This window comes from Streptomyces sp. CA-251387 (assembly GCF_050936625.1).
In the GTDB taxonomy this organism is placed as follows: Bacteria; Actinomycetota; Actinomycetes; order Streptomycetales; family Streptomycetaceae; genus Streptomyces.
Genome location: NZ_JBNJMJ010000002.1, coordinates 382,761 through 398,984 on the forward strand (window position 1 = coordinate 382,761; position 16,224 = coordinate 398,984).

At 65.9% G+C, this 16,224-nt stretch carries 7 protein-coding genes and 7 pseudogenes; 4 read left to right on the forward strand and 10 right to left on the reverse strand.

Annotation, left to right across the window (positions count from 1 at the left end; all coding sequences use genetic code 11):
- The first annotated feature begins 66 nt into the window (after positions 1-66).
- The 3 genes and pseudogenes from ACQEV2_RS43475 (at position 67) to ACQEV2_RS43485 (ending at position 4,653) form a co-directional block, all read left to right on the forward strand.
- Positions 67-884 (forward strand): IS5 family transposase gene (locus tag ACQEV2_RS43475; protein WP_433056024.1). Its coding sequence is split into 2 segments (ribosomal slippage): positions 67-409 and positions 409-884, totalling 819 coding nucleotides; the frame shifts between segments, so codons are not numbered across the junction.
- Positions 885-1,634: 750 nt separating this feature from the next.
- Positions 1,635-2,436, forward strand: a pseudogene (locus tag ACQEV2_RS43480) (transposase family protein).
- A 378-nt stretch (positions 2,437-2,814) separates the two neighbouring features.
- A complete protein-coding gene (locus ACQEV2_RS43485; protein ID WP_433056027.1) occupies positions 2,815-4,653 on the forward strand; it encodes an MFS transporter in 1,839 nt (612 codons plus the stop codon).
- A gap of 60 nt (positions 4,654-4,713) precedes the next feature.
- Here the strand turns inward: ACQEV2_RS43485 and ACQEV2_RS43490 are convergent.
- From ACQEV2_RS43490 to ACQEV2_RS43500, 3 genes and pseudogenes are all read right to left on the reverse strand, one after another.
- Positions 4,714-5,108, reverse strand: a pseudogene (locus tag ACQEV2_RS43490) (transposase); the annotation flags it as partial.
- Positions 5,109-5,125: 17 nt separating this feature from the next.
- Complete coding sequence (locus ACQEV2_RS43495) at positions 5,126-6,208, reverse strand: IS110 family transposase (protein WP_433056030.1); 1,083 nt, start codon at positions 6,206-6,208, stop codon at positions 5,126-5,128.
- A gap of 273 nt (positions 6,209-6,481) precedes the next feature.
- Positions 6,482-6,877, reverse strand: a pseudogene (locus ACQEV2_RS43500) (transposase); the annotation flags it as partial.
- A 119-nt stretch (positions 6,878-6,996) separates the two neighbouring features.
- Between ACQEV2_RS43500 and ACQEV2_RS43505 the strand changes: the two are divergent.
- A pseudogene (locus tag ACQEV2_RS43505) lies at positions 6,997-7,513 on the forward strand (transposase); the annotation flags it as partial.
- A gap of 129 nt (positions 7,514-7,642) precedes the next feature.
- On the opposite strand, the gene ACQEV2_RS43510 reads toward ACQEV2_RS43505, so the two are convergent.
- From ACQEV2_RS43510 to ACQEV2_RS43540, 7 genes and pseudogenes are all read right to left on the reverse strand, one after another.
- Positions 7,643-8,323, reverse strand: coding sequence for a 4'-phosphopantetheinyl transferase family protein (locus ACQEV2_RS43510; protein WP_433056033.1), 681 nt, complete (start codon positions 8,321-8,323; stop codon positions 7,643-7,645).
- Positions 8,320-8,626: pseudogene (locus tag ACQEV2_RS43515) on the reverse strand (metallophosphoesterase); the annotation flags it as partial. The gene ACQEV2_RS43510 and the pseudogene ACQEV2_RS43515, both read right to left, overlap by 4 nt.
- Before the next feature lie 141 nt (positions 8,627-8,767).
- Positions 8,768-8,986, reverse strand: a complete 219-nt coding sequence (locus ACQEV2_RS43520) for a WhiB family transcriptional regulator (protein ID WP_433056036.1) — start codon at positions 8,984-8,986, stop codon at positions 8,768-8,770.
- Between the two features lie 82 nt (positions 8,987-9,068).
- Positions 9,069-10,193 (reverse strand): annotated as a pseudogene (locus ACQEV2_RS43525) (ISAzo13 family transposase).
- A 1,352-nt stretch (positions 10,194-11,545) separates the two neighbouring features.
- Positions 11,546-11,977, reverse strand: a complete 432-nt coding sequence (locus ACQEV2_RS43530; protein ID WP_433056039.1) for a hypothetical protein — start codon at positions 11,975-11,977, stop codon at positions 11,546-11,548.
- Between the two features lie 249 nt (positions 11,978-12,226).
- A pseudogene (locus tag ACQEV2_RS43535) lies at positions 12,227-13,292 on the reverse strand (transposase); the annotation flags it as partial.
- A 1,094-nt stretch (positions 13,293-14,386) separates the two neighbouring features.
- A complete protein-coding gene (locus tag ACQEV2_RS43540; protein WP_433056042.1) occupies positions 14,387-16,159 on the reverse strand; it encodes a GMC family oxidoreductase N-terminal domain-containing protein in 1,773 nt (590 codons plus the stop codon).
- Positions 16,160-16,224 lie beyond the last annotated feature (65 nt).

The window sequence follows — 16,224 nt, forward strand, 5'->3', positions numbered from 1 at the left end:
CAGCAGACCAGCACCTAACGAAGCATTAGAGCGTGTCCTACGTGGTGAGGCATTGTTGGTCCAGGCATGGGGCGGGGTACGTGGAGTTGGATTGTTCCGGACGGGCTGTGGGAGATCGCGAAGCCGCTGATCCCTCCGCCGAAGGTGCGGCCGCAGGGCGGCGGTACGCAGGACACACCTGATGAAACGCTGTTCGCGGCCATCATCTATGTGCTGGTCAGCGGCTGTGCCTGGCGTCAACTGCCGCCCTGTTTCGGCATATCGAAGTCGACGGCGCATCGCCGGTTTCTGATCTGGTCGAGAGCCGGCGTCTGGGGGCGCCTACACGAAGCGGTCCTGCATCAGCTCGATGACGCCGGCCTCATCGACGTCACGCGCGTCGTCCTCGACACCGCCCATGTCAGGGCCAAAAAGGGGGCGAACACACAGGTCCGAGTCCCGTGGACCGGGGCAAGCCGGGTTCCAAGATGCACATCCTGTCGGACGCGAACGGCCTGCCCCTCCTCGTCGGCGTCTCGGCCGCCAACACCCACGACAGCGAAGGGTTGAAGCCCATGATCGAGGGTCACCAAACGAGACACGACCCTCACAATGGCAGGTACTTCAAGCCCCAGCGCCTGCACGCGGACAAAGCCTACGACCGTGCCGACCTGCGCAGATGGCTCCGATGGAAGCGGATCGGAGTACGCATTGCCCGCAAGGGGATCGAGTCCAGCGAACGATTAGGGCGACGCCGCTGGGTCATCGAGCGAACCATGTCCTGGCTGTCCGGCTACCGCCGACTCAGCCCCCGCTACGAGCGCCATCCCCGCAACTACCTGGCCTTTCTCGGACTCGCAGCCGCCCTGTGCTGCTACAAGCGCCTCGTCCGCCTCACCACGTAGGACACGCTCTTATAGGACGTGCCAGCTCGAGTCACGACAATGCCCTAACTGAGTCGTTCTATCAGGGCCTGCAACGGGAACCATCCACGGGAGGCATCGGACCTCGAAAGCGCAGCCACGCTTGGAACTCTTTCGCTGGCCGTCCCAGCACAACCCGTGCCGACGCCACTGCGCCCACCCCCGGCACCAGCTGAACCACCTCGTAGCCAATGTCAACAGCCTTAGTCCTCAGTAGTCCTATTCGATTGAGTAGCCGATACGCTCCCATTCGACCAGCGTGGCGAATACGGTCGTGAGATTCAACTAACCGGGCTGGGAGTATAGATGAACAATCTGGTGAGAATTGCACGCAAGTCAGGGCTTGGAATTGCCACCATCGCGCTGGCAGGAACGGGCGTCATGGCCTTGGCTGGTCCTGCATCGGCGGCAACCACTCCCGTCTATGGCATGAATTGCGTGACCGGCATATGGGGTGACCAGGGCTGGGGTACCTGTACTGGTGCTGGCCGGTGGGTAGTTCGTGCGGAGTGCGCTTGGAGCCCGCTATGGTCCACGAGCCCTGGCGGATGGACGAACGGGACCATCACGAAGTGGACGCCTTCATGCGCCTTCGGAGTCGAGTCTGTCCGCATTGTCGAGTACTGATTCTTTCCTCCGCCTCCCCACGCGCTGAGCCTCTTTCATCCTGCTGGAAGGGTGAAATGAGCTGGTCAGGGGAGCGGTGACGTAGCAGAGCCCCTCGTCGTTGGCGTGGTGATCTCACTGATCACACTGGCGGCCGAGGGGCTCTGTTGGTTCCGTATCCTTCCATGCTCGACGTCCCGCATGCGCTGGTCGAGCATGTCTCCTGACTCGCCTACGCCCGAAGGCGTGAACTGAACTCGCCCTGGCGAAAGTTGGGTTGCTTCAAACAGGCTCTGCTCGCGTTGGCTCACCTGCGGAAGAACGACCCGTTTGCCCAGGTCGGCGCCAGGTCCGGTGTGTCCGAGACGACAGCGTGGCGGTACGTGGACGAGACCGTCGAAGTCCTGGCCGCGTGGGCACCGGCCTGCATGAGGCCGTGGTGAGGCTGGGCGAGGGCGACTTCCCCATCCTCGACGAGACGTTGATTCTCACCGACCGCATCCGGGCGGACGAGCCGTACTACTCGCAGAAGCACAGGAAGCACGGCATGAAGGTCCAAGTCATCACAGCACCGGACGGAACGCCGCCGCGGTTCTCACGGGCGGCACCAGGACGGACCCACGACCTGACCGCAGCCCACCTACGGCATCGTCCAGGCCTGCCTGACCCGGCAGTTCCTCATTCTGGCCGACCGCACCTATCAGAGCGCAGGCGCAACTGTCCGCACCCCGTACTACGGACACCGGGAACTGCCCGAGCACTACCAGCAGTACAACCGCAACCACGCCCGCCTGCGCGCATCAGGCGAACGTGCCGTGGCCTGCTCAAGTCCTGGCGCCTGCTGCGAAGGACATACTGTTCCACAAACGGCCTCAGCCGCATCATCGCATCCGTCCACACCCTTCTGATCTGCGCAAACACAAGCTGAGAGAGGCTCACTGAGCCTCGCTCAGCGTTGCCGCTCCACGGTGGTGCCTGTGTCTGAACCCTCATCGATCGTGGTCATCCTTCAGGGCGCGCGAGGCTCCTTTCGAGACTGCCTCGCTGGTCGGGTGCCAATCCCCTGGTGGCACTTGAGGAACCACATGCTCCGGGTGCGGTCGCGATAGCGAAGCGGATGAGCGACTTGCTGCTGTGAGTGGTGCTCCAGGCACACGGGCCGCAGGAATGGAGCAAGAGACACTCACGACAGATCAGCAGGATGTCGTCAAGACTGTAGGAAGTCGTTGCTGACGGATGAATTTTCTCAGGTCAGCCGCGGCTTTCCGTTTGTGTGAGCGGCGGGCCGCCCGTAACGAGATGAGCCATGACGACGACTAGGCCCCCTCATGTCGAGGGTAGCGAACCTATTGAAGGGCACATATCTATCCCCGCGCAGAGTCGTGCGTCCGCGGGGGTGCTGCTCGCGGATGAGGGATCTCATGATGCCGTGGCGAGCTCGCTTGAGGGCTCTCTTTCTCGCGAGCGGCGCAGCCTTCTCAGCGTTGTGCGGCTGCAGGGCTGGTCTGCTGTTTTTCTGACTCTGATGGTGGGCGCGGTTCTGCATGTGCTGTGGCTGGCACTGCTCGCTAACAGCGGCGGTGATTTGGCAGCGCAGGATGCCTGGGCGGGTTTCGCCGGCGAGCACCCGGGCTCGGCCTACCACTTTGGTTGGTACGGCGGCCTGCACCCCGTTTCCTACAGTGTCATCTCTCCTTATGTCATGGCGTGGCTCGGTGTCCGCGCGACGATGCTGGTCGCTGGCACCGTTTCGTGCGGTTTGCTGGCGCTGGTCCTGGTGCGGAGCCCTGGGGTGAAGCGGCCGGTGCCGCCTGCGATGGCAGGCGCCTTCGGGCTCACCTGCAGCGCTGTATCGGGGCGCGTCACGTTCGGGCTCGGTCTGTGCTTCGCGCTGGCCGCTGTGGCTGTTGTCTGGTGCTGGCCGCGTATGCCCCCGTGGGGCCGGGCGGGCCAGGGGATGGCTGCGGTCGTGCTGTCCGGGCTCGCGACGGCGAGCAGTCCGGTGGCTGGGCTGTTTCTCGGCGTTGTTGCTGCTGCCATGTTCTTGCGCGGGCGCCGGGCTGCGGCGAGTGCGCTGGGGCTTGCTCCATGTGTCGTCGTGGGCCTGTCGGCATGGCTGTTCCCTTTCTCGGGGACTCAGCCGATGTCGTTCGGCACGGCGGTGATGCCGTTTCTCAGTGCTGTCGGAGCGGTATTGCTGGTCCCGAGGCAGTGGCGGACGGTCAGGCTTTCCTGTGCGGTTTATGCGGTCGGTGTCGCTCTCACCGCGGCTGTCTCGTCGCAGGTGGGCAGCAACGTCACTCGCCTCGCGCTCCTCTTCGCGGGGGTGGTGTTCGCCGCCGGCATAGCGTGGAGCACTCCACGATCGCGTCGGTGGTTCGTGCTCTGTACGGCTTTCCTGGCGGTCACCGCATGGCAGGTCACCAATACGGTCGGGGATCAGGTGAGGACCGCACCGGCAGCATCGTGGAACCAGGAGGAACTTGTACCGCTGCTCGACCAGCTGCAGCGACTGCATGCCGGGCGTGGGCGGGTCGAGGTCGTCCCGTCTGCGAGTCACCGGGAGTCCTCCGCCCTCGGCATGCGAATCAACCTCGCCCGTGGCTGGAACCGGCAGGCCGATGCCGAGCGAAATCCGCTGTTTTATGACGGCACCCTCACGCCGAAGAGTTATCGCTCGTGGCTTGAGCGCTGGGCGGTGCGCTATGTCGTGCTCCCGAGAGAAGGCCGACTGGACCATGCCGGGGTTGAGGAGGCCAAGATCGTGAAGTCGGGACAGCCCTACCTTAAAGAGATCTGGTCGAACGCCAACTGGAAGCTCTACGAAGTACGGAACCCCACCCGGCTGGTCGAAGCACCTGCGATCATCGAACGCGCAACGGCCGACGAGCTGACCGTGACTGTGCCGTCAGCGGGAGCTGTTCTTCTTCGCATTCCATATTCGCCTTGGCTTGCAGTGGTCGACGAGGAAGGCTTTGACGTATCCCCGACAACAGGCAACAGTGCTGCAAGCCGCAACGGTTGCCTCACGAGGGCTCCAAGGGACAAGGCGGGCGATGAGTGGACCTACCTGCATGCCCCCGCGGCCGGAAAGTACCGCATAGCAGCCCCATACCAACTTCCGCGGGGCACACCGTGCCCGTAGTCCGTCGCGTCATGCGGCCTGGGCGACCGTGATCTTGTGCGTGTTCCGACAGGCCGGTTTGCGGGTGAGGCGCCGGGTCATGAGGGTGATGGCGGCCCAGGTGATGAGGGTCTCGAGTGCTGGACGAGGCGTTCGCAGTCGCGTGCGTGCCGACGGGCGTGCATGATCCACGCCAGGCTCCGCTCGACGACCCACCTGCGGGGCAGGACGACGAAGCCGGAGGTGTCCTTGGGTCGGCTGATGGTCTTGATGGTGAGGTTTAGGTGCTTCTTTGCCCAGGTCACGAGCTTTCCGGTGTAGGCGGAGTCGGCCCAAACGATGGTGATCTCGGGGCGCATGAGGCGCAGACGGAAGAGGACTTCCTTGGCGGCGGCGCTGTCGTGGAGACCGGCGGGGGTGACCATCGCGAAGAGCGGAAGGCCACGGGTGTCGACCACGAAGTGCTGTTTGCGGCCGAGGCTGCTATATCGCGTCAAGCCGCTCGTGGAAGATCTTCAGGGAGACCTTCCACGCTCCTGCCGGCGCGTTCGAGAATCTTGAAGAGCTGACGGCAGACGGCCCGCTTGAGGCAGCGCTGCGCGTCGCGCGGGCTCTTTCCCTCCGCCACCCTGCGTGCGACATACGCCTTGGTGCCTGTGTCGCAACGGGCACGTACCAACGTGATGGTGTGGACGGCCCGGTTGAGTTGCCGGTCGCCACTGCGGTTGAGTCGATGGCGGTTGGTGAGCCCGGAGGAGGCCGGGATTGGGGAGACGCCGGCGAAAGAGGCGAAGGCTGCCTCGGAGCGGAACCGGCCCGGGTGGGACCAGCTGACAAGTACCTGGGCCGCGGTGATGGGACCCACGCCGAGCAGGCCCAGGAGCTCGGGAGCAAGCTGGCGCACGAGGCCGAGGATCTCCGCTTCGAGGTCTTTGGCCTCGGCTTGGAGAGCCTGGATGCGCTGGGCAGTGGACCGTAGTGCCCGAGCCGTCATGCGATGCTCGATGTCGTGCGCCGGGCGGTCTCGAAGCTGAGCACAACGGGTGATCTGAGCCGGGCGCTTGAGCCTGCGCAGCTCGGCGCGGAGGCCATCTGGTGCTGACACGATCATGGCCTTGAGCTGGTTGATCGCTGCGGTTGAGGCGAGGACTGCCCCATTACGGGCAGCCAGTAGGACGCGCAGGGCCTCTCGCTCACCTCGTAGTCGGGGCTGTATCAGGTGCTCGGTGGCGAGGGCTTCCTTGGCCGCGCGGATGGCGTCGAGCATGTCGGTCTTGCGTCCGCCTCGGACGGCGGACCGCTTGGGGCGGCAGACCTCGACTACGCGTTCACCGGCTTGGTCGAGGAAGGCGGCGAGGCCGGCCCCGTAGCTGCCGATGCCCTCCAGGGCCCAACAACGGCGGCCGGGAACCTTCTTGCGGGCGAAGTCCAGCAGACGCCGATAGCCCCGGGCGTTGGCGGGGGCGTCGGTGGTCTCCAAGACGGCACCAATGGGGCTGACGGCTGCTGCGGCGAGGGTGTCGCGGTGAGTGTCGACGCCGATGACGCCGTCGACTTGTTCTGCGAGCATGGTCACGCGGTTGTTCTCCTCCAAGACGAACGGCCGTAGTCGGCGTCGGCCTGGGTGGAGTCACCGCGTGGCGGAACTGTGATGAGTCACGCCGTGATACGGCGGACAAGCTGCTGATCAAGCCAACGGGTGGGCCAGGCCGACGCCCACACCCGGCAGACATCTCGGCCGAACGGCAGCCCCTGAGGGGGCGCCAGTTGATTTTCGAGTCATGCCGGATCATGAACGTCGAGCCTGGCAGCAACCCAACCCGGGCCGCAGAGGAATTCTCACAGTTGATTTTCTTGCCGCGTCGTAGCCGCGGGTGGCCTTGGAGACGGTCTCGGCGGCCTTGACGCTTTGGGAGTCGATTGATGGTGGCGGCGGCTCGGGGTTCTTTGCCTATTCCGCGGCGGATCCGGCCGGCAAGAGCATCGCGGATCTGGCCGATGCTCCCGGCGGCGGCCCAGCGGGCCATGAAGCCCCATACGATGCGCCACGGCGGGAAGTCCGCAGGCAGAGCCCGCCACTTGCAGCCGGTGTCGACGACATAGCGGATCGCGTCGACGATCTCGCGGCGGGGATGCTTCTCCGGCCGGCTGCCGGCCGGGGCGTCGCAGACCGGGGTCGGCACCGGCGATTCGATCAGGCCCATCCGGCGTTCGACAGGTGCGAGGGATAGCGGCGACGACGCATCACGGTCCTCGATGTGCGGCGGGGCTGCCCTGCGGCGACCCCACCGCTGGTCAGGCGGTGGCGATGAGGTCGAGGGTGGATTCGATGGAGTTGAGCTGAGCGACGATGCGCCGTACCCCTTCTCGATGACGCCGCCGAGCGCCCGGGCCTGGGCCCGGCAGGGCCAGACCCCGGTGATCCGGGTTCGTGGCCGTTCTCGCCACCGCACCTCGATTGCCGCACTGGCCTGCCACAAGCCGGGGGAACGCTCCGGGCTGACCTACCGGCCACGTCGTGATGCCCGCCGGCGCGACGGATGCAAGAGCTTCGCCTGGACCGACTACCGCGACCTGCTCATCACCGCGCACCAGCAGCTCGGCGGCCCGATCGTGCTCGTCTGGAACACCTCAACGTCCATCTCGCCTACGGCATGCGGCAGTTCATCGACCGACAGGACTGGCTGACCGTCTACCAGCTGCCCTCCTATCCGATCTCAACCCGGTCGAGGGGATCTGCTCGCTGCTGCGGCGCGGCTGGCTGTCCAACGCCGCCCTCACCACCCCTGAGCACCTCATCCAGACCATCCGCCACGGGATAAGGAAGATCCAGTACCGTCCTCATCTCATCGACGGGTGCCTCACCGGTACCGGGCTATCCTCACCTCGACGACTTCATGAGTTCAAACTCAGTAACCCCAGGGCGAGTTCGGGGTGCACGCGGCGAAAGCCGTTCGAACCCTCTGGAGCAGGGGGCTGAACCGCAACGGTGTTGTCGAAGCACTCCGGCTCAGGTGTGCGGCACGCTCACCGCTGTCGCCACCAGCCCCCGCCGGACCGTCCACCGGCCCTCGAAGAGGTCGACCCGACGGTCGCCCACCCACGGGCCGGGGACGAGGAGCCGGGCGCGGAAGCCACCGCTGTACTGCTCACCGGAGTCGGCGAAGACGTCAATGTCGGCCTCGGTGAAGCCCAGCCACTGGCCCGTAAGGGGGAACCACGCCTTGTAGACGGACTCCTTGGCGCTGAACAGCAGCCGGCCCCAGTGGATGCCGGGGTGGCTGTCGGCCAGCCGGCGCAACCGGTCCGCCTCGGCGGGCAGGGCGACGGCCGGCAGGACGCCTTCCGGGAGCATCTGGTGGGGTTCGGCGTCGATGCCGAGGGAGGCCAGGTCGGCGGCGGGCACCAGTGCGGCGGCGCTATAGCCGTCGCAGTGGGTCATGCTGCCCGCCAGGCCCGCCGGCCAGGCGGGGGCGCCGCATTCGCCGGGCAGGATCGGCTGGGGTGACACGCCGAGCTTCTCCATGGCACGGCGGGCGCAGGAGCGTACGACGGCGAACTCCCGGCGACGCTTGACGACCGCCCGGGCGACGACCGCCTCCTCCTCGGGGTACAGGACGGTGTTCGGGGGCTCCTCGTCGCCGAACGCCTCGACGGCGACCACCGTGTCCGGCAGCAGTTCCTCAATCACCGGGCCCCGTCTCTCCTGGGCAGAATCCGGCGCAGCCGTCCCGGTCGTTCCGGTCCCTTGTGCCACTGTCGCGGATATCCCCGTAGGCCATGGCCTGGACGTCCGTCGGGTGGCAGTCCAGCGGATAGTGGTTGACGAGGACCGTGGGCACCAAGTTCCTTGAGCCGTGGGGCGAGCCGTCGCTCGGTCTCGGCCACCTGGGCCTCGCATAGGTATTACTCGTCATTGCACACGGCTCCGGTGTCGTGTGTGCGGGTACCTCAGCCCCTCCTCCTTTTTAGTGGCGCAGCCGGAGGGCAGGAACGGTAGTCGTGCAGCGAAGATGTGGCCGTGAACGGGATTTGCCAGACATTCCGTTTGCCGACTTCGGCATGCGAGCGGACAGATACGCCGCCGGTTCGAGCGCAGTCAGGCCGCCCCAGATACCGAACTTCTCAGGCATGGTCAGCGCCGCCTCCAGCATTGCTGAACTACTGGGCATCCTACGCAAACCTGTTTGGCTAGACGCATGGTCTTGTCGTCATTCCCGCCGCGCGCCTCGCGGAAGAAGATCTTCGGGTCTACCTGTGGATTACTGCATGCCGCCCCATCTTGCCCGCTATGGGCCGACGAGCGAGTAACTGAACCGAGCAGCGGTTGCTGTACAGAGGAATAGCTCACCACTGACGACTCTTACACATGCTGGTTGATGATTGCTGGGTACAGACTGCTAGTTCCGGACTTGCGAAACGAGAGTAGTTTCTACTCACATGGCGAAGATGCCCTCCATCGCCCGGTGGATCATCGTCCGGGATCTCTGCGGGAGAGCTTCGTGGTCCCGCGCCAGGCGGCGGTGCTGCATCAGCCAGCCGAAGGTCCGCTCGATCACCCACCGCTTCGGCAGCGGCTCGACCTCCTTTGTCCGTGGCCGCTGCACCACCTCGACATCGATGCCCAGTCCGGCGTCGTGGTTGAAGATGCTGTTCTGGTAGCCGCCGTCGGCCCAGACCTTGGTCACGCCGGGATGGTCTGCGGCCAGGTCCTCGAGCAGGAGTTTGCCGCCGACTGTGTCGTGCACGTTCGCGGCGGTGATGAGGACGGCCAGGACCAGGCCGAGGGTGTCGGTCGTGCCGACCGCGGGCTGCCAACAGCGGCGGATCGAGGCGACGGCGAACGCTGCGGTGTCGTGATCGGTGCCGCTGGTGACCCAGCCGGTGTTCGCTGTCGTGTCGTCGATACCGTACGGGATCGCCTTCTCGGTCTGGCCGGGGAAGTCGTGCGTCTTGGCCTGAACGGACTGCTGGGCAGGCCACCATTCGTGCCCGGCGTTCTTGTAGTTGCCGACCAGTTCCTTCTTCTTGGTGTCCACGCTGATCACCGCGTCTCCGGCGTTGCGGTGATCTCTCGCCTGTGCCTGCTCGTTTGAGGTAGCGGAACTGAGTGTCTCGGGCCGGGTGCTGGGCGCCTTCGATGGTCTTGGTGTTGGCCTGCAGGCTGAAGCCTTCTTCCCGCAGCAGGTTGCCGACTGTGTCGGCGGAGACGCGGTGGCCCTGGCGATTCAGTTCCGCTGCCAGGTTCCGGGTCGACTTCGTCGTCCAGCGACATCGGGTCACCCCGCTCGTCGAGCTCGACCAACGCCAGCAGCGCGGGCCGCAATTCCGGGTCGAGTTCTGTCGCCTTCTCCGCCTCCGCCCACGCGGACTCGCCCCAATGGCTCCTTGGCCGGACTCCAGTTCAGCCACCCCGTGCGAGACCGTGCCCTCGCGGACTCCCGCTGCACGGGCGACGAGCCTGATCCCGGTGTCCCAGCGACCGATCCTCCGCCCCTATGGCCAGCCAGCGCTGGCGCTCGTCGAGATGTGGCAAACAGCGCCTGGAACTTCGCAGCCACGACCGCACCTCGATCCCCTCCGTTGTCCCCATACCAGAACGATCCCCGCAGCCGGAAGCCACGACTTGTTCCCCCGGCAAGCCCTTAGTGGGTTCCAAACGAAACACGAGCCCGAATGCAGCCGACGCCAATTCTCGCAACCTCCCGCCACCGCATACGATTGGTGACCGTATGCCGCGACGTTATGAGCGTCATCCGTGCCGGCTGCCTCGGAGTCACCCCAGCACCCGCCTGCTGCGACTAATCAAGCTCGTCATTCAGGTGCGGCGGTATGAAGTGGGTTGAAGGGGAGCGTTTCATACCCAGGGCGATACATGAGAGACGGGTCCGTACAGGGGGGCACCAGATGACGATGGGGCCGTAAATGCCTGAGATGTATACAGCATCACAGATGCCCGGTTGGTGGTCCAGCTGTCTTGCACCCACGCACTAGTCCTGTAGAGGACGTCCACTCCGGGGTCATTGTCTACCCAGGCTGTAGAATCGCCGATGTAGCCTCCGGAATTAGTCATGAGGTTATGGAAATTGACCTTCACCCATCCATTCGTGTCATTTGTGACCCAGATCCGAGCTTGCTCCCAGCCATTTTCTTTGTGAAGGCAGATAGTCGCCTTCAGTCCGGGCGCTACGTTCGGATTTGCCTGTACGTTATATGTGCACGTGTCGCTTCCAGCCGCGTGTGCGTTTGTTGACATCAAGCCAACGACACTTGCCCCTGCTACCGCTGCAGCCGCAGCAGCTCTCATCATCTTTCTAGGAATAAGCATTAGTCTCAGACCTTCCTTTCCGGCACAGCCTTGGCGACCTCCGGGTCGCTCTTAATCAGCCTCACGTCTGGAGCGGTTGCCTTGCCCTCAACCGCGCGCTGGATTGCTTGCTTCATCTGCAGATGAGGGCCCGTATCGAAGGTCGCAGCCGAAACTGGCCCAGCGAAGTCAAGAGCTGGGGATGCCGCGAGAATAGCAGCACCGGTTCCCATATTCATGAGCTCCCCACAATAGGAAAATACCTCTCGGAAGCAAGTTGCGTCCACCCTCACGAACCTTGCCGAATTTTGCGTGGTTGAGGATCCAGAACACCTACTCCGGAGGTTTTCAGCCGATCATTCGGAGGAGTAATCGCTCTGGAAAATGCAACAAGAGGTGATGGTATGTGCCTAGAAATCACGACTGCGTGAACCGCCGGAAGTATTTTTATGGCAGCACGACGTCGCAAGGCTAGAGTATGCAATACTCTTTATAAGTTCAGTAGCCTCATTGGCATCTCTTGAGGTAGTTACAACCGGCTTAGCCGGTGCTGCCTCAGAAGTCACTTTCTCCCATTGTTTCATCCCGGATACGGCTTTGATCCAGTTACCCCAGGTCGCGCTTGCCGGCGAGGCGGCGGGTCATCAGGTCGGTCATGGCGAGATGGATCATGGCTTCGGAGCGGGCGGGGAGCGTCTCGCAGTCGCGGGCGAGGCGGCGGTGGAGCATGAGCCATCCGGTCCGCTCCACCGTCCACCGCTTCGGGATCGAGGCGAATCCCCTGCTCCCCCGGGTACGTTGGACGACTTCACGGACGGCCGCGTGGTCGACGAAGTGCTTACGGTAGTCTCCGTCGACCCAGGCCTTGCGCAGGCCGGGGTGGTCGGCGGCGGCCTGCTCGAGGAGCTGTTGACCGGCGATGGAGTCCTTGGCCGCGGCGAGAAGCAGGCCGAGGGTGTCGGTGATGATTCTGCGCTTGCTAAAGGCATCGAGGCCAGGTCCACCGGAGACGTCCGCCCGGCGCCCATGGAGCATCATCCCCCACCGCTTCGGCCGTGGCTGCCGTGAAGACGTCGAACGTCGCCGTTCTCTGAGTAGGCCTCTCCTCGACCAAGTCGCGTGAAGACGTCCGCTCGACGGCTGCACGACCGCCACCACCACAAGCAGGAGGACCGCACGCTCTGACCAGAGGCTTCACAGTCCAGCTCGAAGTAGGCGTGACGACCCTCACGACTCGAACACCCCGGTGACTCGACCTGACCCACCAGGGCCGTGGGAAAGGAATTAGGTCCACCGGTCCGCCGCCTGCGGGGTGCGGAGCTTTGGGCGGTTCCAGCCCAGCGCCTGCTTGATCATCCGGAAAGTGTGCTCGAGATCGAATCTGCGCAAAGAACGCCTGCCAGCGCAGGTCGACGCCTTCGCCCGACAGGTCGGTGGCCGACGACCGCAGCCAGACGGGGAGCGGATCGTGACCCCTGGGCAGGCAGTCGACCTCCAGACGGATCAACGTCCCTTCGATGACGGGGAGTTCGCCGGTGTGGTCGTCCACGCGGATCGGTGGTCAAGCGAGGATGGTTGCGGTCCCAGGCCATTGCGCGAGCGGTGCGGTAGCGGTCGGTGACCTGCACGGTCGCGGCATCGGGCTCGCCCCAGGTGTCGGGCTTGGCGAAGGGGAACTCCTTGCCGTGCTTCGGAACGCGTCCGCCCTGTGGCGGCGAGATCCACGGCACCGGGACCGGCTTGCGCATCACGCGGTCCGTGCGCATTCGCCCGAGAACCTCCGCTGGTAGTCCTTCCAGCAGATAGGCCATGCGTGGAGCGTCGTCGCCGGCGTCGAAGACGATCTGGATGTCGCGGTCCCCTGCTGCCAACGGCCCATGTCGATGGTCCTCGACCACGCGGCGGATCTGGGCCGCGGTTACCTCGGCAACGTCGTCGTCTGGCCCCAGCCCGCAGTGCGTCGAGGAGCTGGCACCGAGGCCCGGCCCTACTCGAGCGCGGCAACGCACGAGTAGGGCCAGCCGGGCACGAACTGGTCGGACGAGCGTCCGCTGCGGCCGTAGACGTGACAGAACAAGCGGTCTGGACTGGTCGGCGCATCCGGCCGCAGCCAGTGGGTGACGTCCACCGCCAGGACCAGACGACCGTCGGCGGCATCGGGTTGCGGCAGCCCGGCCAGCACCTGCCGCAACCGCGGCACGTCCACGTTCCCGCGATTGAGCGCGTCGTACATCGCGCCGTGCCCGGGCCGGTGCTCGGCCGTCAGCGTGAGGTCCACCGGCGTGGTCACCGGGCCGTCCGCGCACAGTAACGCGTCGGTCAGCTCGAACAGCGTGTCTTCGCGCGCGGTCAGGCAGTCGAAGAAGCCATCTCAGAAGTGTGACGCCACCGCGAACGCTTCCCGCCGAACGCCAGGTTGCAGCCGACTCATTCCCCACGGCCTTCATGATGGTCAAGTGGCTCTTTGGTCGGAGCACATGATCAGACGGAGGCCGTGTTCACGTTCCCGGAATCCTCATACGAGCGAGCACGTTCGGGACATGGTTCGAGCCGACAGGCGGCTCCGCCACACCACACCCGGCGCTGATGACGATGTCAACAGCGTGGGCCCATCCCTGCGAGTCGTCGACAGAAACCTGTACTCGACGCCTGCGGGATTCCCAAGCAGGGAAGTGGTGAATCGGCTCGCACCGACGACATTCCTCACGACGAACCGTCCATCGCTCAGCAGAACAGGTCCGTCGAACACCGTGGTCAAAGTCCCCGCATCCCGTCCACGGTCATCCGCCTCACTGTGATCAACGAAAATCCGGACCTTGACCAGCACCGTCTGGGCCCGCACCCGAACGATGATGTGTGTGTCGCACGCTGCCGCAGGTTCGTTGTTGAGAGCCAGTGTCGTGGGGATCCACTCGGTCGAACCGAGAGCCATCACTGGGTGGTTCACATACAGGTCGATCCCTGCGATCTGCACAGCAACAACTCCCCCTTCCATCCGCCACGCAGCTGGAGGATATGGGCCAGCAGTGACAGAGCCATCGCGCCAGAAGTTAAAAGAACAAGCTGAGCCTCATTCGACAGGTCAGAGGCATGACCACCGGCTTCTTCGGAGGCAGGGCGGCTCTTCGTCATGTGGATGCGGGGATCAGTGCCGTGGCAGGGCCGGACGAGTACACTCGACGCGCCAGCGTCGAGCATCCTGCTGCGCGAGGTGCTGGGCGGGCGGCCGACCCAGCCCAGCCTGCTGGAAGACCTCGGCAAGGGGCGCTACTTCAGTGACTCGGTCGCACGCGTTCTGACCGCCTGCAGGGCCCAACTGGTCCGGGTGTCGATTCGAGTCGTCGCGCCCCCGCAGTGTGGCCTGGCGCCCGTTGAGGGCCCCTGACTCGGCCGGAAAGAGGAGTTGGCGGGGCCCAGGCACACCCCGGCCGACACGCCCCACACACCTCACGCATCCGTCACGAACCGCTGAGCCACCCCCAACGCGGCCGCCATGATGCTCAGCTGTGGATTCACCTCCGGACAGCTGGGCAGCACCGATCCGTCGGCGATCAGCACCCCGTGCACGCCACGCAGGCGCCCCTCCGAGTCGGCCGGGAACCGGTCGGAGCCGGCGCCTGCGGCGGCCGTACCCGTGGGGTGGAACGCGGATACATGGAGCTGCTGTGCCGTCATCTTGTCGAGCAGGACGCCCAGTTGGTCGGGGTTGCGGGCGCGCGGGGCATGCGGTACGCCGGTCAGGACCTCCTCTGCGCCGGCGGCGAACAGCAGGCGGCCCATGGCTCGTTGGGCGCGCAGCAGGCGGCGGGCGTCGCGCGGTGCCAGGTCATAGCGCAGCAGTGTGCGGTTCCGGCCGAGGACCCGGCCGGAGGGGCGGTCGGCGACCATGGCGCCGAGTGTGGCCAGTTGCTCCGTATCGTCGACCTCGCGTCGCAGTTCGCGTCCAACGCCCGGCAGTACGAACGAACTCATGCCCGGGGGCGCGGCGGTGGCTTCGATCAGGATGCCGTCGGCGCGCAGTTCCTCCACCCCGACGCTCTGAAGTACCCCTTTCCAGCCGGTGACGGGGCGGCTGAAGCGGCCCGCGACGCTGACGGCCGGGTGCACGCTGAGGTTGCGGCCGAGGCGGGGGTGCCCGCCGAGGCCGGAGCGGCGCAGCAGCTGCGGGGTCTGCAGGGCGCCGGCGGCGACCACGACGAGGGGACTGAGGATCTCCAGTTCGCTGCCGTCGGGGCGGCTCACTGCCACTCCGGCAGCGCGTGGACCGCCCGGCCGGTCGCGGTCGGTGAGGATGCGCTGGACGCGGGCGCCGGTCACGATCGCGGTGCCGGCCGCGCAGGCTTCGGGGAGCACGGACAGCTGGACGCTCTGTTTGGCGCCGGTGGGGCAGCCGACAACGCACTGGCAGGAGCCCCGGCAGCCAGGGGCGTTGCGGCGCAGGGGCGCCGCGGCCCAGCCGAGCTGCTTCGCGCCAGCCAGGGCGAGGAGCCCGTTGTTGCCGAGGACGTCGAGGGGCTGCTGGGCCACGCGCAGGGTGCGTTCCACCTCGTCGAGGTGTGTGTCGAAGCCGTCGGCGACGGCGAATCCGTAACGGTCCCGCCAGCGCGCAACGACGTGGTCCGGGGTGCGATAGCAGGTGCCGGAGTTGACGATGGTAGTGCCGCCGACCGCGCGGCCGACGGGCAGGACCAGCGGAGGGCTACCGAGGGCGATCGTGGCGCCGCCGTCCCGGTAAAGGTCGGTGAAGCGGTCGAGGGGCGCCCTGCGCGCGAACGACGCGGTGGTGTGGTGCTCTCCCTCCTCGAGAATGACGACGCGCATTCCCGCGCGGGCCAGTGTCCGGGCGGCCATGGCGCCGCCCGCGCCCGAGCCGACGACGACGGCATCGGCCGTGGAGCGGGTCGGCCAGTCACGGGAGGGGGTGCAGTCGAGCGGTGGATCGTCGGGGGCGGGCGGCGCGGGCGTGGAGCCGTGGTGCACGGCGCGGGCGGTGCCGGCCGCCAGCAGCACCGGTACCTTGATCGCGTCCAGGAGGGGCAGCAGGGCCCGACGGGCAGCGAGCGACGCGATGACCTGCTGCCGTTCCGCGGGGGCGAGCGCGGGCAGTCGCCGTCCCGTACGGGCCACGGCGTAGACGTTGATCGCCGTGGCCGCGCCGCGTATCACCGCGCGTGCGTGGGCCGGCATGGCCTCCAGCAGCGTCTCGACCCGCTGCGGCACGGTCCGGGTCCACTCGGCCGTACCGTCGTCAGCGAGCAGTGTGGCGGCAAGTGCCCTATGCCTGC